22 protein-coding genes, 2 tRNA genes and 1 pseudogene are annotated in these 22,336 nt (G+C 41.8%); all 25 read right to left on the bottom strand.

The features are described from left to right. Window positions 1-320 precede the first annotated feature (320 nt). Entirely contained in the window at window positions 321-1,820 is a 1,500-nt protein-coding gene (gene lysS, locus ASG46_RS06690) for a lysine--tRNA ligase (protein WP_025206611.1), read from the bottom strand. Window positions 1,821-1,910: 90 nt separating this feature from the next. Beyond that, on the bottom strand, window positions 1,911-2,912 hold the full coding sequence (gene dusB / locus ASG46_RS06685; RefSeq protein WP_008341796.1) for a tRNA dihydrouridine synthase DusB: 1,002 nt from the start codon (window positions 2,910-2,912) through the stop codon (window positions 1,911-1,913). Continuing rightward, entirely contained in the window at window positions 2,905-3,138 is a 234-nt protein-coding gene (locus ASG46_RS06680) for a helix-turn-helix domain-containing protein (protein ID WP_008341798.1), read from the bottom strand. Before ASG46_RS06680 ends, dusB begins: the two co-directional genes overlap by 8 nt. Next, complete coding sequence (gene folK, locus ASG46_RS06675) at window positions 3,090-3,593, bottom strand: 2-amino-4-hydroxy-6-hydroxymethyldihydropteridine diphosphokinase (protein WP_017366447.1); 504 nt, start codon at window positions 3,591-3,593, stop codon at window positions 3,090-3,092. The genes ASG46_RS06680 and folK overlap by 49 nt, the downstream gene beginning before the upstream one ends. Continuing rightward, window positions 3,590-3,952, bottom strand: coding sequence for a dihydroneopterin aldolase (gene folB, locus ASG46_RS06670; protein ID WP_024719372.1), 363 nt, complete (start codon window positions 3,950-3,952; stop codon window positions 3,590-3,592). The genes folK and folB overlap by 4 nt, the downstream gene beginning before the upstream one ends. After that, window positions 3,945-4,802, bottom strand: coding sequence for a dihydropteroate synthase (folP, locus tag ASG46_RS06665; RefSeq protein WP_056703782.1), 858 nt, complete (start codon window positions 4,800-4,802; stop codon window positions 3,945-3,947). The genes folB and folP overlap by 8 nt, the downstream gene beginning before the upstream one ends. Window positions 4,803-4,811: 9 nt before the next feature. After that, complete coding sequence (pabC, locus tag ASG46_RS06660; RefSeq protein ID WP_056703779.1) at window positions 4,812-5,660, bottom strand: aminodeoxychorismate lyase; 849 nt, start codon at window positions 5,658-5,660, stop codon at window positions 4,812-4,814. After that, window positions 5,657-6,250 (bottom strand): aminodeoxychorismate/anthranilate synthase component II, encoded by a 594-nt coding sequence (pabA, locus tag ASG46_RS06655; protein ID WP_056703776.1) that lies wholly within the window; start codon window positions 6,248-6,250, stop codon window positions 5,657-5,659. The genes pabC and pabA overlap by 4 nt, the downstream gene beginning before the upstream one ends. Before the next feature lie 13 nt (window positions 6,251-6,263). After that, window positions 6,264-7,682 (bottom strand): anthranilate synthase component I family protein, encoded by a 1,419-nt coding sequence (locus ASG46_RS06650; RefSeq protein ID WP_056703774.1) that lies wholly within the window; start codon window positions 7,680-7,682, stop codon window positions 6,264-6,266. Window positions 7,683-7,806: 124 nt separating this feature from the next. Further along, the gene (cysK, locus tag ASG46_RS06645; RefSeq protein WP_008341814.1) at window positions 7,807-8,730 is read right to left on the bottom strand and encodes a cysteine synthase A; all 924 of its coding nucleotides are present in this window, start codon (window positions 8,728-8,730) and stop codon (window positions 7,807-7,809) included. Between the two features lie 77 nt (window positions 8,731-8,807). Continuing rightward, complete coding sequence (locus tag ASG46_RS06640; protein ID WP_025206605.1) at window positions 8,808-9,710, bottom strand: peptidyl-prolyl cis-trans isomerase; 903 nt, start codon at window positions 9,708-9,710, stop codon at window positions 8,808-8,810. Window positions 9,711-9,762: 52 nt separating this feature from the next. Further along, a complete protein-coding gene (gene hslO, locus ASG46_RS06635) occupies window positions 9,763-10,638 on the bottom strand; it encodes an Hsp33 family molecular chaperone HslO (RefSeq protein WP_007496169.1) in 876 nt (291 codons plus the stop codon). A gap of 15 nt (window positions 10,639-10,653) precedes the next feature. Then, on the bottom strand, window positions 10,654-11,430 hold the full coding sequence (locus tag ASG46_RS06630; RefSeq protein ID WP_008341820.1) for a type III pantothenate kinase: 777 nt from the start codon (window positions 11,428-11,430) through the stop codon (window positions 10,654-10,656). A gap of 163 nt (window positions 11,431-11,593) precedes the next feature. Then, entirely contained in the window at window positions 11,594-13,498 is a 1,905-nt protein-coding gene (ftsH, locus tag ASG46_RS06625) for an ATP-dependent zinc metalloprotease FtsH (RefSeq protein WP_007496173.1), read from the bottom strand. 95 nt (window positions 13,499-13,593) lie between these two features. Further along, on the bottom strand, window positions 13,594-14,133 hold the full coding sequence (hpt, locus tag ASG46_RS06620) for a hypoxanthine phosphoribosyltransferase (RefSeq protein WP_007496175.1): 540 nt from the start codon (window positions 14,131-14,133) through the stop codon (window positions 13,594-13,596). Next, window positions 14,130-15,552: pseudogene (tilS, locus tag ASG46_RS06615) on the bottom strand (tRNA lysidine(34) synthetase TilS). The gene hpt and the pseudogene tilS overlap by 4 nt, the downstream one beginning before the upstream one ends. Before the next feature lie 96 nt (window positions 15,553-15,648). After that, window positions 15,649-16,659 carry a protein kinase domain-containing protein gene (locus tag ASG46_RS06610; RefSeq protein ID WP_056703768.1) on the bottom strand — a complete coding sequence of 337 codons (1,011 nt, stop codon included), beginning with the start codon at window positions 16,657-16,659 and terminating at the stop codon, window positions 15,649-15,651. Then, entirely contained in the window at window positions 16,643-17,377 is a 735-nt protein-coding gene (locus tag ASG46_RS06605; protein ID WP_008341829.1) for a vWA domain-containing protein, read from the bottom strand. The genes ASG46_RS06610 and ASG46_RS06605 overlap by 17 nt, the downstream gene beginning before the upstream one ends. A 76-nt stretch (window positions 17,378-17,453) precedes the next feature. Beyond that, complete coding sequence (gene spoIIE / locus ASG46_RS06600) at window positions 17,454-19,937, bottom strand: stage II sporulation protein E (RefSeq protein ID WP_056703765.1); 2,484 nt, start codon at window positions 19,935-19,937, stop codon at window positions 17,454-17,456. 203 nt (window positions 19,938-20,140) lie between these two features. After that, window positions 20,141-20,212, bottom strand: a tRNA-Glu gene (locus tag ASG46_RS06595). Window positions 20,213-20,237: 25 nt separating this feature from the next. Continuing rightward, a tRNA-Met gene (locus ASG46_RS06590) sits at window positions 20,238-20,311 on the bottom strand. A gap of 180 nt (window positions 20,312-20,491) precedes the next feature. Continuing rightward, window positions 20,492-20,890 (bottom strand): S1 domain-containing RNA-binding protein, encoded by a 399-nt coding sequence (locus tag ASG46_RS06585; protein WP_003217901.1) that lies wholly within the window; start codon window positions 20,888-20,890, stop codon window positions 20,492-20,494. An 82-nt stretch (window positions 20,891-20,972) separates the two neighbouring features. Next, on the bottom strand, window positions 20,973-21,347 hold the full coding sequence (locus tag ASG46_RS06580; RefSeq protein ID WP_007496186.1) for an FtsB family cell division protein: 375 nt from the start codon (window positions 21,345-21,347) through the stop codon (window positions 20,973-20,975). A gap of 18 nt (window positions 21,348-21,365) precedes the next feature. Further along, complete coding sequence (gene yabQ, locus ASG46_RS06575) at window positions 21,366-22,004, bottom strand: spore cortex biosynthesis protein YabQ (protein WP_056703762.1); 639 nt, start codon at window positions 22,002-22,004, stop codon at window positions 21,366-21,368. Then, window positions 22,001-22,309, bottom strand: coding sequence for a sporulation protein YabP (gene yabP / locus ASG46_RS06570; protein WP_007496190.1), 309 nt, complete (start codon window positions 22,307-22,309; stop codon window positions 22,001-22,003). The genes yabQ and yabP overlap by 4 nt, the downstream gene beginning before the upstream one ends. Between the last annotated feature and the right edge of the window lie 27 nt (window positions 22,310-22,336).

Here is a 22,336-nt window from a genome sequence, read left to right as displayed (position 1 = left end):
TCGTCAGCGTTTGACTGACTACCTATGATGTATCATAGGATTTTTTTATAAAAACTCGAATTAACAGGTACGTTTTGTCTTGTTTAGTTTTCAAAGATCATTTTCTTTATCGCTCGTAAGCGACTTTAATATCTTAACATTTCGCTTCGGTTGAAGTCAAGAACTTTTTTCATTTTCTTTTTTCAACCTCGTTGCTGTTTTGCGGCAACGAATAATAATATACCATCTGGATTCTTTCCTTGCAATAGTTTTTTTAAAAAAAGTTTCATTTTATGAAAAATAGAAAGCGCCATAAATAAAATGGCGCTTTGGTTGATGTATTAGCGGTTTCTCATTTGTGGGAAAAGCAGTACATCTCTGATTGATGGAGAATTTGTTAAAAGCATGATTAATCGGTCGATTCCGATTCCTAGACCACCTGTTGGAGGCATACCGTATTCTAACGCTTCAACAAAATCGTCATCCATTAGATGTGCTTCGTCGTTTCCTTCTTCACGTTCTTTTAATTGAGCTTCAAAGCGTTCTCTTTGATCGATCGGATCGTTTAGCTCTGTGAATGCATTTGCATGCTCGCGGCGTACGATAAACAGCTCAAAGCGATCAGTAAAGCGCGGGTCTTCAGGATTTTTCTTAGCTAATGGAGAAATCTCCACTGGGTGTCCGTAAATGAATGTAGGCTGAACCAATGTTTCTTCTACTTTTTGCTCGAAGAACTCATTGATAATATGACCTACTGTCATATTTTTCGTGATTTCAACACCATGATCAGCCGCATGCTGTTTTGCTTCTTCAACAGACATCTCCTGCCAGAAGTCTACACCTGTTGCTTCTTTGACCGCTTCAACCATATGAAGTCTCTTCCATTCAGGTTTGAGATCAATTTCATCTTCTCCATATTGAATGGTTGTTGTCCCTAGCACCTCTTGGGCAATATGAGCAATCAGGTTTTCTGTCAGATTCATGATGTCTTTGTAGTCTGCGTATGCTTCATACAGCTCGATCATAGTGAATTCTGGGTTGTGACGAGTCGATACACCTTCATTACGGAATACACGGCCAATCTCATATACTTTCTCTAGACCACCGACAATCAGACGTTTTAAATGCAGCTCGATCGCAATACGCATATAAAGCGGCATATCAAGTGCATTGTGATGAGTAATGAAAGGACGCGCTGATGCACCACCAGGGATGCTATGCATTGTTGGTGTTTCAACTTCTAGGTATCCTTTTGAATCTAAGTATCTTCTCATTGATTGAATGATTTTGCTTCGCATGATGAACGTCTGCTTACTTTCTGGATTGACAATCAAGTCAAGGTAACGCTGACGATAGCGTTGTTCTACATCTTTTAGTCCGTGATATTTATCAGGGAGCGGGCGAAGTGCTTTTGTAAGAACCTCAAAGCTAGTCGCTTTAATTGAAAGTTCTCCTACATTCGTTTTAAATACTGTTCCCGTCACACCGATAATATCGCCTAGGTCCGAGCTTTTAAATAATTCGTAAGCTTCTTCTCCTACACTATCTTTACGTACATAGATTTGAATTTGTCCTTCTAAGTCTTGGATGTGTGCAAAGCCAGCTTTCCCTTTTCCACGCTTTGTCATCATACGGCCAGCAATTGTTACTTGAGCTGCTTTTTCTTCTAAGTCTTCTTTTGAAAACTCGTCATATTCAGCAATAATTTGTGCAGATTGATGAGAACGGTCATATCGTTCACCGAATGGATCGATACCCTCTTCTCTCATTTTATTCATTTTGTCACGTCTTACTTGGAATTGATCATTTAATTCTTCGTTATTAAGCCCTTCATTACTCATTTATATCACTCCAATAATGTATTTTGCAGAGAAAAGCAGAAAAACTGCCAGTACGTGCACTAGCAGTGAGCTACAAAAAGAAAGATAGTCTTATCCTACTTTTATTCTTTGAAGCTCTTTTGCCTCGGCTTCGATCGTAAAGTCATCTAGAACTTTTACAAGCTCCGCTCTCGTTTCACTTTGATTGATTTGATTTCTTACATCTGCATTGCCTCGGACACCTTTTAAGTACCATGCTGCATGTTTTCTCATTTCTCTGACAGCCACATGCTCGCCTTTCAGGTCTATGAGTCTGTCTAAGTGAAGTTTGCACACAGACATTTTCTCACGCACATTAGGCTCTTCTTTTAGTTCACCCGTTTCTAAATAATGAACCGTCCGGTAAATCATCCACGGGTTTCCTAGTGCGGCTCTTCCGATCATGACAGCATCTGCACCCGTTTCATCAAGCATACGTTTTGCATCCTGAGGGGTTTTGACATCTCCATTGCCGATGACTGGAATGGAAACAGATTGTTTGACCTCTTTTATAATATCCCAATTCGCTGTTCCTTCGTACATCTGCACACGTGTCCGTCCGTGAAGCGCAACCGCTTGTCCACCTGCTCGTTCAACAGCACGGGCATTGTCGATAGCGAAGATATGGTCTTCGTCCCAGCCCATTCTCATTTTCACAGTAACAGGTTTATCTACAGCTTCTACGACTGCAGATACCATTTCGTAAATCTTGTTAGGATCCAGCAGCCATTTCGCTCCTGCGTCACATTTCGTGATCTTTGGTACAGGACATCCCATATTAATATCAATAATGTCCGCCGTTGTATTCTGGTCTACAAACTTGGCCGCTTCTACGAGCGTATCCTTTTCTCCCCCAAATATCTGAAGGCTCAACGGTTTTTCACGTTCATCAATGTACAGCATGCCCATCGTTCTGGCATTATTAATCAAGATCGCTTTGTCACTGACCATTTCAGCGCAGACTAAGCCCGCTCCAAACTCTTTCACCGTGAGTCTGAAAGCAGAGTTACACACACCAGCCATTGGTGCGAGCACTACTTTGTTTTTAATTTCGATATCTCCGATTTTAAACATCATGTCCCCTCCTTTCTTCTTCAAGAATTGGTGAAAGTTCTTCCACCGTTATATTTAAAGCATCTGCTATTTGACCAACCATTTGGTTTGTTGGTAATCGATTGCCTCGCTCAATTTCCCCTAAGACAGAGACAGAGATGCCCAGTCTTTTGGCGAACCCTTCCTGAGTATACCCTTTTAGCTTTCGGTATGCACGAATTCTTCTACCCCACATGTCTTTTTCCATATGCTTACACCTTCTTGGTCTGTTACGGCGTTTATCTGGGCTTCGCCGATTTCTGGGCAAATCTCACTCATCGGAACAAGAACGAATAAACGTTCGTACATTCTAGGATGCGGCACTACAAGTTGTTCTGTTTCAATATTTTCACGATTATAAAGTAAAATGTCAAGGTCAGCTGTCCGTGGACCCCACCTCACTTCTCTTGTTCTGCCTAACTCCTGCTCAATGTTCTGAGTCAGTGATAGAAGTTCTTCAGGACGAAGCGAGGTGGAAATCTTCACAGCCATGTTCAAGAAGTCATCCTGATTCTCGTAACCTACAGGTGTTGTCTCATATATAGATGAAATGGATTCAACTTGAACACCTGGATGTTCGTGAAGTTTTTTGACAGCTTCTTTTAAGTTGGTTTCCTTTTTTCCTATGTTTGAGCCTAAAGCGATATATGCTGTATTGTTCATGCGCGTGATCTCGTCATTTCAATAGCAACGGACTGATAGTGTCCTGGAATTGGCGGATCTGGTTTGATTACTTTTACTGTACATTCTTGAACTGTCGGAAAGTCCTTTAACACTTGGTTTGCAATTCTTTCTGTCAGCGTTTCAACGAGGTTCACCGGATCCCCTTCTACAATATTTTTGCAGATGTTGTAGAGCTCAGCATAGTTGATGGTCTCATTTAGGTCATCCGTTTGTCCTGCCTTACTTAAATCAAGTGAAGCTGTTAGGTCCACACGAAAGCGCTGGCCTAGTTTATTCTCTTCTGCAAATACACCGTGATAGCCGTAAAATTCCATTCCGTTTACATATACTTTATCGATGATAAGCGCCTCCTTTATTCAGCATGGCATCCATCATTTTTGCCATTCTTGCGATTTCTTTTACATCATGCACTCGGACCATCACGCTGCCCTTTTGAATCCCAAGACAGACCGTCGCACCCGTTCCTTCAGTACGTTCTTCAGGCGGCAGGTCTAAAACTGCACCGATGAATCGTTTACGGGATGTTGCTAGAAGCAGCGGATACCCTAGGTGGCAAAAATGTTCAAGTTCATTCATGACCATGAGGTTGTCAGTTTTATTTTTCGCAAATCCTACACCAGGGTCTAATATAATCATGTCATCACGGACACCTGCTTGTTTTACAATTTGAACACTTTCTTTCAGATCTGCAATCATATCTGAAATCAGATGGGTGTAATTCCGCTCTGGTCGATTGTGCATTAAGATGATTGGCACGTTGTGCTTCGCTGCCACATGCGCCATTTGAGGATCAGCTTTCGCCCCCCATACATCATTAATGATTGAGGCTCCTGCTTTCACTGCCTCATCTGCGACATGGGCTTTATACGTATCAATAGAAATAGGTATGTCCAATTCTTTTGTGATCTTCTCAATGACAGGAATGACCCTTGAAAGCTCCTCTTGCTCTGAGACAAGTGCCGCCCCCGGCCGAGTCGATTCACCGCCAATATCAATAATATGCGCCCCATCTTCTATGAGCTGCGTTGCATGAGCCAACGCTTTATCCATTTGATTGAATTTTCCTCCATCTGAAAAAGAGTCCGGTGTGACATTTAAAATGCCCATGACCAATGTCTTTTCTTCATAACTAAGGGTATGGTGCTTGGCTTGTATGATTTTAGGCTGTTTTATCAATTGTTGTGTCATTGTGTCCACCTACTCTTTATGTTCTAGACGTGCTTTTTTATATTCTGTTCTCAGCTTGGTCGAAATCGTTCGGTTGTGGTTTTGCAGGACGGTGTCTCCGATATTTTTAAAAGGCACAATTCCCTGAACCGAATTGGTCATCCACGCCTCATCAGCTGAGAGCAAGTGTGAGAGTGGATATCTTCCTTCTATTAGTGGGATCCCCGAAGCTTGCAGCGTTTCGATACAATATCGACGGGTAACCCCGTTTAAAATGCCGGTATCAAGTGAAGGTGTATAGATCACATCTTTTTTTCGCCAAAATAGATTTGATGTAATTCCTTCTGCCACATCGTCTCCTTTTGTTAAAAAGATCCCTTCTACAGACGGATCGTTCCCTACTTCTCTTTTCGCCAGCAGGTTGTTCATGTAATGATGCGACTTGAGCCGTCTTGGACCTTCCGGTGTGTTTCTTCTTGTATCAAGAATGATTCCCTGTTTTTCATCTACTATTGATTCAGGCCGGAATGGGGAGATCATCACAAAAACAACAGGCTCCTCATAAGGGTCTGCAGAAAATCCATTGCCTCTGCCCGCAGAAACATTGAAGCGGATCCTCGCATGACCGCCCGTTATTTGGTTTTGATTGAATAATGTATGAATGATGTCGAGTACAAATGGTTTCTCTATTGTGGATTCGATGCAAAGGTCACGCAATGATTGATTGAGCCTTTCAAGATGCCAGTCTAACAAGAAGACTTGTCCTGCTAGAGAGGTAAATGTTTCGAATACACCGATGCCATATAGAAAACCATGATCAAAAGGAGAAAGAGTCGCGTCTTTCTCCTCTATATACTGACCGTTCAGGTAAATGATCATGCGTTTACTTCATTCCCCTTTTTACGATAGGTTTCAATGAAATTTCTGAGCATTTCTTTACCGAAGGACGTCATAATCGATTCTGGATGGAATTGAACACTTTCAATCGGAAGTTCTTTATGGCGAATGGCCATGAGTTCGCCTTCCTTTGTGCTCGCTGTTCTGACAAAGCACTCCGGCAGCGTCTCGTCTTTAACAATTAATGAATGATATCTCGTGGCGACGAGCGGATTTTGTAGTCCCATGAAGACACCTTTGCCGTCATGTTCAATCTCTGATGTTTTCCCATGCATTAACCGCTCCGCACGAATGACATCTCCACCAAATACTTGTGCAATGGATTGATGACCTAAACAGACACCGAAGATCGGAATCTTCCCAGCAAAATGTTTGATCGCTTCCATACTAATTCCTGCTTCATCCGGACTGCAAGGTCCTGGAGAAATCATCAGAAAGTCTGGCTTGAGCTCTTCGATTTCTTGAATAGTGACTTGATCGTTTCGTTTTACAATCAGTTCTTCCCCAAGCTCACCTAAATACTGGACCAGGTTGTACGTAAATGAATCGTAATTATCAATCATTAATATCATACTCTGCTCACCTCTAACTCAAAATAGTCTCTTCTTTGCTCAACTGTAATGCTTTTTTCACTGCATAGGCTTTTTTAATCGATTCTTTGTATTCGTGCTTTGGTACAGAATCGATGACAATGCCTGCACCTGACTGCATGAAGGCTCTGCCCCCTGTACAATAAGCCGTACGAATGACGATATTAAAGTGCATATCTTGATTGAATCCAAACCAGCCTATAGATCCAGTATAAAGCCCACGCCTTGTCGGCTCAAGTTCTTCTATGATTTCCATTGTTCTCACTTTTGGCGCACCTGTAATCGTTCCACCTGGGAATACAGCTCTCATGACATCTACTGCATCACAATCATCACGCAGCTCCCCTTGGACATTTGATACAATGTGCATCACGTGTGAATATTTCTCAATGGCCATAAATTCGTTCACCTTGACTGAGCCATAAGTAGACACTCGTCCAAGATCATTCCGCTCAAGATCAACGAGCATCACATGTTCTGCGCGTTCTTTTTCATCTTCAATGAGTTCTTTTGCCAGCGCTTGATCTTCCGCATCATCCTTGCCTCTTGATCTTGTGCCAGCGATAGGTCTTGTTTCGAGCTGAATGCCTTTTTTCTTAATAAGCAGTTCAGGGGATCCACAGACAATTTGGAAATCTGGCGTGTGCAGATATGACATATATGGAGATGGATTCACGTGACGTAATGTTTTGTATAAATGATATGGGTGGGTATGAAGCTGTTCATCTTGTCTAATGGATAGGTTCACTTGGAACACATCACCGTTCGCGATATATTGTTTAATCGTTTCTACAGCTACCCCGAAAGCTTCTTCAGTAAAAGGTGCAGCAGGTACACATTCCGAAGAAGACACGTTGACAGGTGAATGTGCTGATTCTTCTGATGTGCTTGTCCAGCTTTGCTTTAATTCTTCGAGTCTTTGATGAACTTCACTGACAGGTTCGTCTCCTTCTGTATGAGTCATCAGCCAGAGGACGTCTTCTTTATGATCAAAGACAGCGACATCATTGAATACGAGGAAATACAAGTCGGGCGTCTTCAAATCATCGATGGACAGCATTTTAAAATGCTCGATATATCTTGCGTAATCATAGCTTAAAAATCCAATCGCTCCACCTTGGAAGTCAGGATATTCATCGTTCGTTTCGGTTTGCAGGGTTTGAAACCAATCAGCAAATGCCCTGAAAGGATCTCCCTCTTTGAACAACACCTCATTCTGATAATGGATGGTGGTCATCCCGTCCTTCCCTTTCGCTTTAGCGATCGGATGAATGCCGGCAATACTGTAATCTCCGCCACGTGCACTTTCAAGAAGGACGTGATGTGATTCATGAGCCGTTAATTGTTCGTAGCGTTTCAAGAATGCATCTTTCGTAAAAGGAATTTTGATGCCCATCGGCCTACGTTGTGTCATGTAATCATCCTTTTTTATTTTCATTAATCTTATTGTAATGCAATCCATTTTAATTAGAAAATAGTATTTGCTTTCCATCTTCAGAATTCATGAAAAAACCCCAGCAAATGCTGGGGTGTATTGTTTAATCAAATTGATAAAGCGGCGTACTAAGGTAACGCTCACCGTTACTTGGAATAATCGCTAGAACCTTTTTCCCTTTACCAAGCTTCTTCGCTGTTTGAAGCGCTGCATAAATGGCTGCTCCTGAAGATATACCACCAAGGATTCCTTCTTCTTTCGCTGCCTTTCTTGCAAGCTCAAATGCATCTTCGTTTTTCACTTGGATAATGCCGTCATATACTTCTGTGTTCAAGATAGATGGAACAAACCCTGCTCCGATGCCTTGAATTTTATGCGGACCTGGTTTCCCGCCTGATAGTACAGGAGAATCTGTTGGTTCTACCGCATAGAGCTGAATAGATGGAATGGCTTCTTTCAGGACTTCACCAGCACCTGTAATCGTACCGCCAGTACCAACTCCTGCAATAAATGCATCAAGGTCGCCGTCGAATTGTTCAAGAATCTCTTTCCCTGTCGTGCGGCGGTGAATCTCAGCATTGGCTTCATTGCTGAACTGCTGAGGCATGAAGTATCCGTGCTCTTCTGCTAATTCTTCTGCTTTTTTGATGGCACCTTTCATTCCTTCTGCACCCGGTGTTAATACAAGTTCTGCACCGTAAGCGCGTAAAAGGTTGCGGCGCTCCTGACTCATTGTATCCGGCATAACTAAAATCGCATTGATTCCTTTTGCAGCCGCGACCATCGCAAGACCGATTCCTGTGTTTCCACTTGTTGGCTCAATGAGTGTGTCACCAGCTTTTAATGTACCTTTTGCTTCAGCATCTTCGATCATCGCTAACGCAATACGATCTTTTACACTGCTGCCTGGGTTCATATATTCAAGTTTCAAGTAGACATCCGCACTGTCTTCATCTACTAAACGGTTTAATTTAACGACTGGTGTATTTCCTATTAGTTCAAAAACTGAATTTGCAATACGAGCCATCACTAACACCTCTATCTCCGAGTAATTTTATTGTATTAATATTAAATTATCAATTTCGAAAAATTTTGTCAATGCTTTTAGTCCTGCTCTCCATCGTAAAACCATGTGACTTTTGCTTCTTTCCACAGGGTTTTGACATTCGCCTTTTCACCCAGATCTTCCATGGCGATCTGTCTTTTGATCTGATCTTTGACTTCTTCATAAGAGAAGGAGCGGCCATTTAATTTTTCTTTTAATTGTATGATGGCATAACCGTTTTTGATCTCGATCGGCTCTTTCGTCCATTCATCTGGCTGAAGCTTTTGGGCTTCTTGTATGTATAGGGCTGGAATGCTTTCTTGCTCTTCTGTGACAAATCCAAGATCTCCGCCGTAAGGAGAGGTATATCGATCGGTGGATCGTTCAGCTGCTACAGCTTCGAAACTAGATCCGCCCTTTAAATCTTTTAATACACTTTGTGCCTCGTCTTTTGTTTTCACAACAATGTGTCGAATTCGGTATGAGTCATCATATTGATACAAGTCTTTGTTTTTTTCATAAAAGGATTTGGCTTCTTTTTCAGAAACGACCGCATCTCTCGTTAGAAGCTGTTCTAATAAAATTTGATAACGAATCTGCTCTTTCCATTCCTTTTCACTTGTATGACCGTCTTCGTAGAAATTATTAGATACCGCTTTCAGCATCAGCAGCTCACGATTGATCTCTTTTGAAGATACCTCCAGCTTGTTTTCTTTCGCAAGCTGATTGACTACCTTCTGATTGATCATTTGTTCAAGTGTTGCCTTTCCGTAGCGGTCTTCCATTTTCTTTAACCATTCTTGACGTGTGACTTTCTCTTTCCCAATAGAAGCAATTTCTTCACCGCTCTTCCCATTTGAAGAAGCCTGCGACATTTGTGATTTTGTTAATACATATGCAATGACAACGGCATTAATCATGAGCAGAACGAGGATAAATGTCCATACCACTCTTGCTTTCAGTCTCATCTTTCGTCTCCTTTCCATTCTAAAAAGAAAACCCGCTGCTTAGAGCTTAGCGGGTTATTTCTTCACGTAGCTCTTCTAGCTCTTCTTTTGTAAATACATACGTTTCGTTACAAAAATGGCATTGAGCTTCTGCTTGTCCGTCTTGTTCAATCATATCCTCAATTTCGGCTTTCCCTAGGCTGATAATACCGTTGGCAAACCGTTCTTTTGAGCAGTTACAAGAAAATTCGACAGGTACAGTTTCTAAAATTTGAGGTTTTTCACCGAGCACTTCTTCTAAAATTTCTTCAGGAGTCATCCCTTTTTCAATCAGTTTAGAGATTGGTTCAATGGTTGATAATCTCTTTTCGAGTCTTTCGATGACTGCATCTTCTGTTCCAGGCAGCAATTGAATGATGAAACCGCCTGCTGCAAGGATCGAGTTATCTGGATTGACAAGAACACCCACACCTACAGAGGATGGCACTTGTTCAGAGGAGACGAGGTAATAAGTAAAGTCATCTCCAATTTCACCTGAGACAATTTCTGTTTGCCCTGTAAAGTGGTCTTTCAGTCCGATATCTTTGACAACACTTAACGTTCCAGATGTTCCAACAGCACGTCTAACGTCCAGCTTCCCATGTTCATTTAAATCAAAGTGAACTTGTGGGTTTGAGACATATCCGCGCACCTGACCTTTTGCGTTTCCATCCGCAATGATGGCTCCGATCGGCCCACCGCCTTCAATTTTGACAGTTAATTTATTCTCGCCTTTCAGCATGGCTCCCATCATGACAGTCGCTGTCATGGTTCTGCCGATTGCAGCTGAAGCAGTTGGCCACGTATGGTGTCTTCTCTGCGCTTCGTTGATTGTATCTGTTGTGTTCGCAGCATACGCACGGACTTTCCCGTCATATGCTAACGCTTTAACTAAATAATCCATTTTGATTAAACCCTCCTATAATACACCGACACGATTGCGTTCATAAATTAATTGAAGTCCTTTTAATGTGAGGAACGGATCGACAATATCAATACAGTCTGATTCATTTCCAATCAATGTAGACAAACCGCCTGTTGCAATGACTTTCGGTGTTTGTTTGGCTTGCTGCTTCATCCGTTTCACTATGCCCTCGACTTGACCAACATATCCATAAAGGATGCCGGATTGCATCGCACTGATGGTATTTTTTCCAACAATGTGATCTGGACGGACAATTTCAATTCTTGGCAGTTTTGCCGCTCTTGTATATAAAGCCTCTGTTGAGATGGTAATACCAGGTGCAATCGCCCCACCCATGTATTGTTTCTGTTCATTGATATAGCAGTAGGTTGTGGCTGTTCCAAAGTCTACCACAATGAGAGGTGCCCCATACAGGTGAATGGCCGCCACTGCGTTCACAATTCGATCAGCGCCGACTTCCTTTGGATTGTCACACATAATGTTTAATCCAGTCTTCATGCCAGGCCCAACGATTTGAGGAGTAATGTGAAAATACTTTTCGCACATTCTTTCCAGAGCAAACATCATTGGCGGGACAACAGAAGAAATGATAATCCCTTCTATCTGGTCAAACATCAGCCCTACATAGTCAAATAAGGATCGGATTGCCATACCAAATTCATCTTCTGTTTTATGACGGCTTGTTTCAATCCGCCAATGGTAGTTCAAATCGCCATTATGATAAACACCTAAAACGGTATTTGTGTTTCCTACATCTATCACGAGTAACAACTTCATCACCACTTTGAATAGTGTCTCAAAAAGAGCATTTTTCGACTTTCTATCATACCATACACGAATTGAGTTCCATTTGTAAACAATTCGAAACCGATCCATTCATGAATCGAAATAAAAAAAGCTGCCGGTGAGCCCGACAGCTTTTTATAGAAGGAGATTAAATCTCCTCGTCTTCTTCTTTTTTCTTGATGTTCACTTTCACATCATCGTTTTTCTCTTCGTCATCTGCGTATACACGCTCTGGAAGCTTTCCAGTATCGTAAAGAGATTTAATTTGTTCAGCATCTAATGTTTCCACTTCTAGAAGAGCTTGTGCGATGATTTCTAGCTTATCTTTATTCTCAGTGAGAATTTGTTTCGCACGTTCGTAGCTTTCTTTGATGAAGCGCTGAACTTCTTGGTCAATTTCATAAGCGATCGCTTCACTATAATTCGGCTCGTTGTTGAAATCACGGCCAAGGAATACTTGACCTCCTTGTGCTTGACCGAATTGTAGAGGACCAAGTTTATCAGACATACCGAACTCTGTGACCATTCTTCTTGCAATGCCTGTTGCACGCTGGAAGTCGTTGTGAGCGCCTGTACTTACTTCACCAAACGTAATTTCCTCTGCAACACGACCGCCGAGCAAGCCGACGATTTTATCAAGAAGCTCTGGCTTCGTTTGGAAATAACGGTCTTCTCTTGGAAGCATGACCGCATATCCGCCTGCCTGACCACGAGGAACGATCGTTACTTTATGCACCATGTCAGCTTCGTCAAGGACAAGTCCAATGACGGTATGACCTGCTTCGTGGTACGCCACGATATTGCGTTCTTTCTTAGAAATGACACGGCTTTTCTTAGCCGGTCCAGCAATGACACGGTCAGTTGCTTCGTCGATATCACGCATATCAATTTTCTTTTTGTTTTGACGGGCAGCAACAAGTGCTGCTTCGTTTAGTAAGTTCTCAAGATCTGCCCCTGAGAAACCTGGTGTTCTGCTTGCAATGGCTTTCAGGTTGACTGTATCATCAAGCGGTTTGTTTTTCGCATGAACCTTCAGTACTTCTTCACGGCCAATGACATCTGGGCGGTCAACCGTAATTTGACGGTCAAAACGTCCCGGACGCAGCAATGCAGGATCTAGGATATCTGCACGGTTCGTTGCAGCAATGATAATAATCCCTTCGTTGGCACTAAAACCATCCATTTCAACAAGAAGCTGGTTAAGCGTTTGTTCACGCTCATCATGACCACCGCCAAGACCTGCTCCACGCTGACGACCCACTGCATCAATCTCATCAATAAAGATTAAGCAAGGTGCATTCTTTTTCGCATTTTCAAACAAATCACGTACACGTGATGCACCGACACCGACGAACATCTCGACGAAGTCAGAACCACTGATGCTGAAGAAAGGAACGCCTGCTTCTCCTGCAGATGCTCTCGCAAGCAATGTTTTACCTGTACCTGGAGGTCCTACTAGTAAAACCCCTTTAGGGATTCTTGCGCCAAGCTCCGCAAATTTACGTGGATCTTTTAAGAATTCAACCACTTCTACGAGCTCTTGTTTTTCTTCATCCGCACCGGCAACATCTTTAAATTTCACACGTTTCTTCTCTTCTGTGTAAAGCTTCGCCTTACTCTTACCAAAGTTCATGACACGGCTTCCACCGCCTTGAGCTTGGTTCAATAAGAAGAAGAACAGGATAAAGATGATGATGAATGGAATGATGGTTGTCAGAACTTGCAGCCATCCATTTGTTTCAGGTGCTGGTTCTACTTTTACATCTGTATTCTTCAGTGCACTGTAAATTTGGTCAACTCCTTGACCGTCTGGAACGTGGGTAATGAAGTATTCATCTTTCTTCGCGCCATCTAATTGACCACGAATTTCATAAACCCCTCTTACAGGCTGGATGGAGATACTCTCCACTTTTCCCGCACTTAAATTTTGCGAAAATTTGCTGTAAGACATGTTCTCAGGCTTTTGATTAGGGGATCCTAACCAACTGACAACCCCTATCACAAGTAATAAAATAAGTATATAAAAAATCGTATTACGAAAAACCCGATTCATTCCTTACCTCCTCCCACAGTAAGCACAACTATGTTCAATAGTATCATAGAAAATCATTCCAACACAACCAATAACCTCATGTAAACGTGTGCTCATTAGCCTTCGTAAACAGATGGTTTTAACACTCCAATATACGGGAGGTTTCGGTAACGTTCGGCAAAATCCAATCCATAGCCAACAACAAATGCATCTGGTACTTCAAACCCAACATAATCTGCTTTGATGTCTGCTTTGCGGCCGCTTGGTTTATCAAGCAATGTCACAATTTTAATGGAGTTTGCTTTACGGTATCGGAAAAGCTCTACCAGATAACTCAAAGTTAACCCACTGTCGATGATATCTTCCATAATTAGAATATCTCTTCCTTCAACAGAAGTATCTAGATCTTTGATGATCTTCACTTCTCCAGAAGATACGGTAGACTTTCCGTAGCTAGATACATCCATAAAATCAAGCTCTAAATATGTATCAATGTGTTTGATCAGGTCTGCCATGAATGGAAGAGCCCCTTTCAAAACACCAATAGCCAGGGGAAATTTACCATCATAATCGCTGGTTAATGTTGCACCCAGTTCCTTCACTTTTAGCTGGATCTCTTCTTCTGAGATCAAAATCTTTTCAATATCTTGTTTCATGCTTTTGCTTGCCCCCTACAAATTTTCGTGCTGTCTATATTGTAATACAATGAGATCGCTGTTTGTCATATCAATTTCTTCAAAAATGGATTTTTTCAGACCTGGGATCCAGATGATTTGATGATCCGAGTCAGTGACGATCGGCCAGCTGTCTCTTTCTGCAAGAGGCACTTTTTTATCAATAAATATATCTTTCACCTTTTTTGATCCATTCATCCCTTTAAGTTTGATTCGATCACCGTTTTTTCGTGAGCGAATGATCAAAGGAAGACGAACATGATCTTTTTGAAGCAAGAAAAAATGGTTTCCGTTCCGTGCATCCTTCGGAACATGATTTGATACCAAGATAGACTGTCCATTCGGGAGAAAAAGTTCCTCGCCAAGCTCACCTTTTAAATGATGAGTATATGACTGATCTATGACAAGCGATCGTTCAAAGGTAAACATACAGTGATCATAAGATTTGACAGCTTGTAAACCTTTTGGCAAATCTAATGATCCAGACGGTTGATCAGTATGAGATAACCAGTCCAAAGTCCCTAGAATATGCTGGTTTGAAAACGCTGATTGAGTGTTTTCATAAAGATAGTTTAATATTAGTTGAATGCCTCTTCTTTGTAAAGGCAAAGGCAGGTCAAGCAAAGGCTTCGTTTTGATCTCAATTTGCTTAGGCGTTTGATTCGTAATGACTTGATGCATTTGATCCTTTGTTAATGCCTGCAAGTACTGCTCATCCTCAGTCAGCATGTCACTTACAAACTGAAAGCTTTCATGCACATGAGGTGCCTCTTCTTTTAACACGGGAAGAACGTGTCTTCTGATCCGGTTTCTCAAGTAGTCATCGGTGTGATTGCTTTGATCAATGACATAAGGAACTTGTTCTTTTTCGCAAGCAGTGAGTACATCATCCTTAGAATATCCAATCAGCGGACGAATCAGCCACCCTTCTTGAAAAGGGCGCTTTGCTTGCATACCTGCGAGTCCTATTCCAACAGTCCCTCTTGTCAGCCTCATCACCATTGTTTCTACTTGATCGTCTCCATGATGTGCAAGCGCTATAAATTGAGCGTTGTATTGTTCCATCAATTGACGAAAGAAAGCATATCTGCACTCTCTTGCAGCTGCCTGTTTGTTTAAGCGGTTTTCTTTTGCATATTGGGTGACCTGTATACGAGCCGATTCAAAAAGGATCTCATGCTCTTTACAGTACGCTTCAACAAATGCCAAATCAGCAAAGGATTCTTCTCCTCTGAACATGTGATCTACATGGGCTGCAATCAGCTGAAAGGAACCTTTTCGACGTTTGTTTAGTTCATGCAGCAAGAGCATAGAATCTGGTCCGCCAGAAACCCCGACAATGACTGTCGTATTTTCAAGGAAAACATCATGTTTTTTCAAAAAAGATTCAATTCTATTCACAACTTCCTCCTCACAAAGAGCAGGTAATTTAAAGATATACATATCCTATCACTTTCATTAGCTCCAAGCAAAGAAGAAGCCTGCTTTTTTACAGCTCTATAATAGGAATAAAACCACATAAGCACAGTAAAGAGCGAGCACACTGCATAAGATGAGAATGGTTTCAAAAAGCCCGCCTGATTTTTTGCGTACTGATGTTCTTTTCGCAGCAGCAACTCTTGATCGTGAAGGTACGGTCTGTTGATGTTGAGGAACAGCTGACTTTTGCCTATTTTGCTGTGATGGCTTCTTTTGTCGTGATTTTCTTGAAGCAAGCAATTGTCCTTCTTTCAGCATCGCGCTTTTCATGTCTGCCGCTGATTGATATTTGCCTTGGAGAGCCGCTTTTAACACCCTCTCATATCGCTTTAATAAAGGATGTCCTTCAATCGCCCGATAAAGCTGCTTTTCTGGTTCTGCCCCTTTTTTAAATTCTTTTTTATAGGCACAGTTCACCATGACCATACTTAAGGCAAATAGATCATAAGAAGGTTCTGCTTTTCTTGTACCGAAGCCCCAGTAGCCGCGGTCAAAAAACTCGGTGTATTCCTTAATCGCCCTTCCTGCCTTCGTTGTTCCTCCAACATCAATACATCGAATCGTAGCTGGGGGGCCTGAAACGATGAGATTATCAGGCTTCAAGTCACCGAAGATCCAGCCTTCCTTATGTAAGTGAGCAAGGTTAGACAACAGTTGAATCATGAGAACGACGATCCATTCATCGCCTTTTTGTTTCACAAATTCAAGCAGCAATGGTCCTCTGACATACTCCATGACATAAAACGACCGTTTCTCTGACATTCCAGGATAAAGAGCATCATCCATATCATAAAAAGAAGGCCCCATGGTTTTCACAGGAGCCTTTGAAAAGGATTTTAATACATTGACTTCAGATGCAATGAGCATACTGTCATCACTCACTTTAAGGGCCACTTGTCCCTTTGGCGATTCGGCCAGATAAACCACACCGTTCGCCCCTTTTCCCAGCTCTTTTACAATGCGGTAATGTTGGTGATGCCACTTTCCCTTTATCATTGTACCTAATGGGATGTTAGAAGCCGAATTCATCATGTTCTTCCTTCGCTTCAAGCAGCCCTTTTCGTGAACGAACTGATTTGAAATGCTGGAGTGCTTCTCGAATTGCTGGTCCTGTCGGTGTAATTCCTCCTGTTGTCAGCTTCGGGAAAATCGATGATAACGAATCGAACCGTGGCGTCCAGTTCAACACAATTTCTGCATCTGAGTTTTTCCCGGGAAATACACACATCCCAAACTGATTTTCACCAATTCTCGAATTTAGACTAATAGAGAGATCGATGAGCGCTTCTTTGACCGTTGGCAACTTCGGTTTCATACTTGCACTTGTATCCACAAGCACAAGCACTTGAAGATGAACCGTCTCACCGAGCTCGTCCACAACTTCCATCACTTCTCCACGCTTATCTGGGGGAAGTTCTTCAATTTCAGTATCTTTGCCAAGAATTTGCTGCAATTCTTTATTCACAACACCTTGTAACGTTTGCGTCATCGCCTTTTTTGTCACCATTTGTACGGTTTGAGACAATTGCTGAACGTAGACAACCTGATGAATGCCTCCGCCTGCTAGAGCAATCCCCTCTACTTCTTTCATCGCTTCATGATCGTGTCTGTTCTCTTCCATAATGCCAATGACATTGACTGTGATCCCTTGCTCCTTTGCCAATGCGGCAATCGCAAGTGGGTCTTCCCCATGATTTGAGCAGCCATCTGTAATCAGTAAGATTTGGTTTACGTGACCTTTTCGCATCTTCATTCCTCCTGGGATTGTAACTGAATGCTTATATCCCCATCATCGCCAGAAGAAATTCATATTATACGATATTTCAAGAAATCTCTTGTTTCTGGAGATAGAATGTACCGGTCGGAATGGATGCCCATTTTGGTGTATTGTGGTCGAGCCTAATGACGACAACCGTCATATCGTCATCGATTTGACCTGCTCTTGTGCGAATGACCTCCTCCATTAATAAATCAGCAATCTCTTGCGGATCTTCTGTTTTAAAGCTCTTCATTTTTCGTTTGACCCACAAATCATGATTTTCGATATGCTTTGGTCCTTCAAAGATACCGTCGCTCATCATGATAAGGAGATCTCCTGCCTTCATCTGTTCACTCACCACTTCTACTTCAAATTCATCAATAATGCCAATAGGCAAGTTGCTGGCCTGTACCTTCATCACTTGATCACCACGTTTAATAAAACTTGGGGTGGAGCCAATCTTGAGGAACTTACAGCTCGCATCCTGTAAATCAATGATGGATAAGTCTAATGTGGAATAGATTTCATCTGTTGTCCGTAAAGATAAAATGCTATTAATTGTTTTAATCGCTACTTTTTCATCAATACCAGACGCCAAAATTTTTTCTAACAGCTTGATCGTTTCATTGCTTTCAAAATGGGCTCTTGCTCCATTTCCCATCCCATCACTAATAGCTGCGGCATATTTACCTGCACCCAGCTCCATCATGCTGTAGCTGTCTCCAGATACTAATCCTCCGCCTTTCGCTGCATGTGCTACACCTGTAGACACTCGATACGATTTTGCAGAACCGAATACAACATGACAATAACCTGTTGGATGCTCCGCACACTGCTCTGCTTTGACTAAAACTTGTTCTTCTAAAATATCCGAGAGCATTGGAGCGATGATTTTTTCGCATTCCCCATGACCTTGGCAATAGGGAATTCTCATCTCTATATCAACATTTCCCTGTTCTAAGCTATAAATTTCAACTTGCTGAATTTCAATTCCAAAGTTCTGAAGTGCTTCTATCATCTGCTCTTCCTGAATAAAATGCTGCTCTCTTTCTCGTTTTATTTCCCGGGAAAAATCCTCCATGACTTGTGAGACACCCATCAGTTGTTCGGCCACAAGGCGCCTGCTGTCTTGGACCTTTTTCTTTAAGGTCTGATTTGCTTTATAGTAAGCTATCTCCTCTTCAATCAATTCTTCTACATGCTTTGATTTTGAGCAGTGCTGACTGAATTTCTTTTTCAACTTCCGGTTATGCTCGTACGTTTTTTCATCAGATTCATGCATAACTTGTTTCATGAGTTCATAGGTTGTATCAAAGTTCTGCACCCAGCATTTATTTTTCTTATAGCACGTTTGACAGGAACGTTCTGTGATCGTACTTAAAAAAAGATCTACATCCTCTTCCTGCTTCTTCTCCTCAGGAATGGAATCGTAAAATGTCGCAAAACTCTCAGACAGCGCATGAAATACATTAGAGAATTGATCTACCTTTTTTGCTGTCACGTCTCGTACTTTTCTGGCATATTGCTGCTGTTCCTGTACATGCTCTACCGTACCAGGAATATATTTTGCCACCTTGGACGTTACTGACTGTGGCGTGAGCAAAAACAGTGCAACTGCGATGAGTGATTCATATAGCGTTGTCATTAGCCCTGCTGACCCTTCACCGTAGAGGGAGATTAGTAAAGAACCCACAATCAAGCCGATGGCGGCTCCTGCTTTTTTCCCCTCTTTTAGTAATCCTCCTAATAAGCCCGAAAAGGCAAGCAGACTCATCTGATAAAGGTTGCCGATGTTGGCGAGACCAAGAATTAATCCAGTTACAACACCCACTGTACAACCAATACTCGCTCCTCCAATAAAGGCAAAGCTCAGCACTACATATCGTGACAAAATATGCTCTGCCTGCATTCCTTGAAATGTGATCCCAGCCAGACCAGTTAAAACTGAAGCGATTAATATCATAAAGCAAATAATTTCTTCAACCTTTAAAGAGTGTTTGATTTTCCTGACTGTAAAAATCGGCAAACTTTGAAGAAATATCAGTGTCAGAATGAAGGCAAGTCCAGCTTCAACCCCCGCCATCACATAGTCATAACTTTGAACCGCACCCTGCTCGAGGTATACAAAAGCTCCCCTGGTCATCAGCATTGAGAGCACAATCACAACCGGTAATGTTTTCACCGGGTCTTTGATGATAAAAGAAACGACCTTTGACATGAGGAGGAACACGATCAATGACGCAAACACGAATAATGCATTTTGAGGTGATATCGTCATCGCTCCAGCGAGTAAAGCAAGACAAGCAAGCATCGCTTTATCCCTTTTAATGAGCAGCATGGACCCAAAGAAAGGCAATGCAAACGGCATAATTTCAGATAAGATAAAGGCTCGTCCCAATAAAAAGCCTAGAACAACATAAATAAACCCTTTATAGAAAAAAAGAGAATGCGTATGATGAAGAAACAGGTTTTTCATCTTTTTTAACCCTGCACTGATTCTTTCAAACCCGGCTCCCGTTAAATCAGTTCTTCTTTCTAGTTTTTCCATCTTTTCATCCCCCACCTGATATTCGTTGCTTGTCATTATAGCGAAGGTGAAAAAGAAATTTTGTCAAAAGAAGTTGTCGTTTCCATAAAACGTTCGACGCTTTATTTGCCAAAGAGGCATACTTTCTTGAAAGTCGATGTCTTTCATCAGAATTTTACGAAAGCACAAAAAAACAGCTTTCCTATAGAAAGCTGTTTTGAAGATGACCCGTACGGGATTCGAACCCGTGTTACCGCCGTGAAAGGGCGGTGTCTTAACCGCTTGACCAACGGGCCTTGCTTATTGTTCTTTTTAAAAGGATAGCGGCGGAGGGGATCGAACCCCCGACCTCACGGGTATGAACCGTACGCTCTAGCCAGCTGAGCTACACCGCCATAATGTAAAATGCGCTAAGAAGCACAAGAACTATAATACAAAGGATTCGCTTGTCCGTCAATAGAAAGTTTTAAATTAAATGGCAAATGCACAAAAAACGTTGAATTTGTATTAAAAAAAAAGCACCCGCTAAACAGCAGATGCTTTGTTGTGAAAAATATATAGAAAGCAGCAACAAGTTAACCTCTTCTTGCTCCGCGCCCCCCACGTTTTGATTCCGTGTTACGTTTTAAAGATGTTAAGCGATCTTCGCTATCTTTTAAGAATTTGTTCATTTTTTGCTCAAACGATTCCTTCGGACGGAAATCATTTCTGCTCGGTCTTGATTGTTGTTGTTGAGGACGATCTTTTGCTTTTTTAATGGACAAGCCGATTTTACCGTCTTTTTCAACGTTAATCACTTTCACTTCAACTTGTTCACCGACTTTTAAATGCTCATTAATATCTTTTACATAGTTATCGGCTACCTCACTGATATGAACGAGACCAGTTGAACCGCCTGGCAACTCCACAAAAGCTCCAAAATTTGTAATGCCCGTAACTTTCCCTTGTAACTTGCTGCCAACTTCAATCGACATAAAAAAAGTGCTCCTCCTTAGACTTATAAAAAAATCTCATTTGTTCAATTATACATAAACTGAATTTTAAGTGTCAACAAGGCTAATCGCTCTTATTGCCCACATCAAAGATTTTTTCGCCTTTTTTAGACATATAATAGTCCCGTCGTGCCAGTTCGAGTACGTATTCTTTGCTTTTCAGCTTTTTGATTTCATCAGAAATATCTTCCTGCTTTGTTTGTAATTGCTTCAATTCTTTTTCAAGCGCAACCTTCTTCTCTTCTTTTTCTTTCAATGCAGACGATTGCGACCAGAGGGCACTTGTTACCAAAACAGCAAACATGAGCACAATGACTCCAAACACGGTAAGCCTTCTAAGGAGTCCCCGGCGTTTGCGTTTTAGGCGCTGTGCTTGCTGTTCCATTTGTTTTTGATAATCATTTTGAATTTGTGCGATATTTCTTTTTCTCTCGTTCAAGGATGAAGGCCTCCTCTCTTACTTTGTCCAGAATTGTTTCCATTTCGTTTTCATGGTACGAGATAATTTCTTGATCCCTTGTAAAATTCCTGCTCCTTTTGAGAAAAACAACCTCATTGATGTTCGCCATTTTTCGGGAATTCGATGAATAATGGTTACATTGAGTAACCAAATAAGCGGATAACAAACAATATACAGCACCTTCCACACGAGTCGAAACGCAAAACGAACAAGGCGTAAGAGCGAGTGGAACAAGAACAGAAGAGCACTTATGATCAAACCAACGATCCAGCGAATGGGCTGGAAAACCATCGACATGATCAGCCTTTTCAGGACGAGAACAGTCTGATAAATACACCTCATCACAAACTTGAGGATGTTCATATACAGCTGTTTCATCAATGCCTGGTACATCGAGAAACCTAAAGCAACAGCTAGAAAAATATAAAGCCTGAATTCTCCCTCATTGGTCAGCAGCAGGACATAAAAGAATAAGAGACCCTGCACCACCCAAAAAAGGAGGTCGTGAATGGCCAGCAGCCATTTTGCTGTTTTTTCCCGGTTCACAAACAGCTTGTACGTATCCAGCGATGCGCCCAGCCAGATGCCCATCGCCGCCATCGAAAGCATCGTATAAAACTGGACCGTCAGTGTCATTTAAACAGCTTGCTAAAAAATCCTTTAGCTTTCTCCCCGTGCTGCTCATCTACATAGATTAAGTCAAAGACACGCCCTTTAATGGACACAACGCCCTTTTCTACATCTAAGTTTTTCATTTGCAGATTTTCTCCGCGAATGGCTAGGACTCCCATGACAGTCTCAAGCAGAAATTCTTCATTATCAAAGCTCTCAACTTGTTTGACCCCGGTAATATCTAAATGCTTTCTGTTGCGCATTGTGACATGATGCTCGGCTTCTGATGACAACTTCGTGCCTTGAGGTTGATTATAATATTGATTCATTTATACATCCCCCATATCTCATACTTG

The organism is Bacillus sp. Leaf49, assembly GCF_001426125.1.
Lineage (GTDB): Bacteria > Bacillota > Bacilli > Bacillales > Bacillaceae > Bacillus > Bacillus altitudinis.
This window is presented reverse-complemented; position numbering and strand designations above follow the sequence as displayed.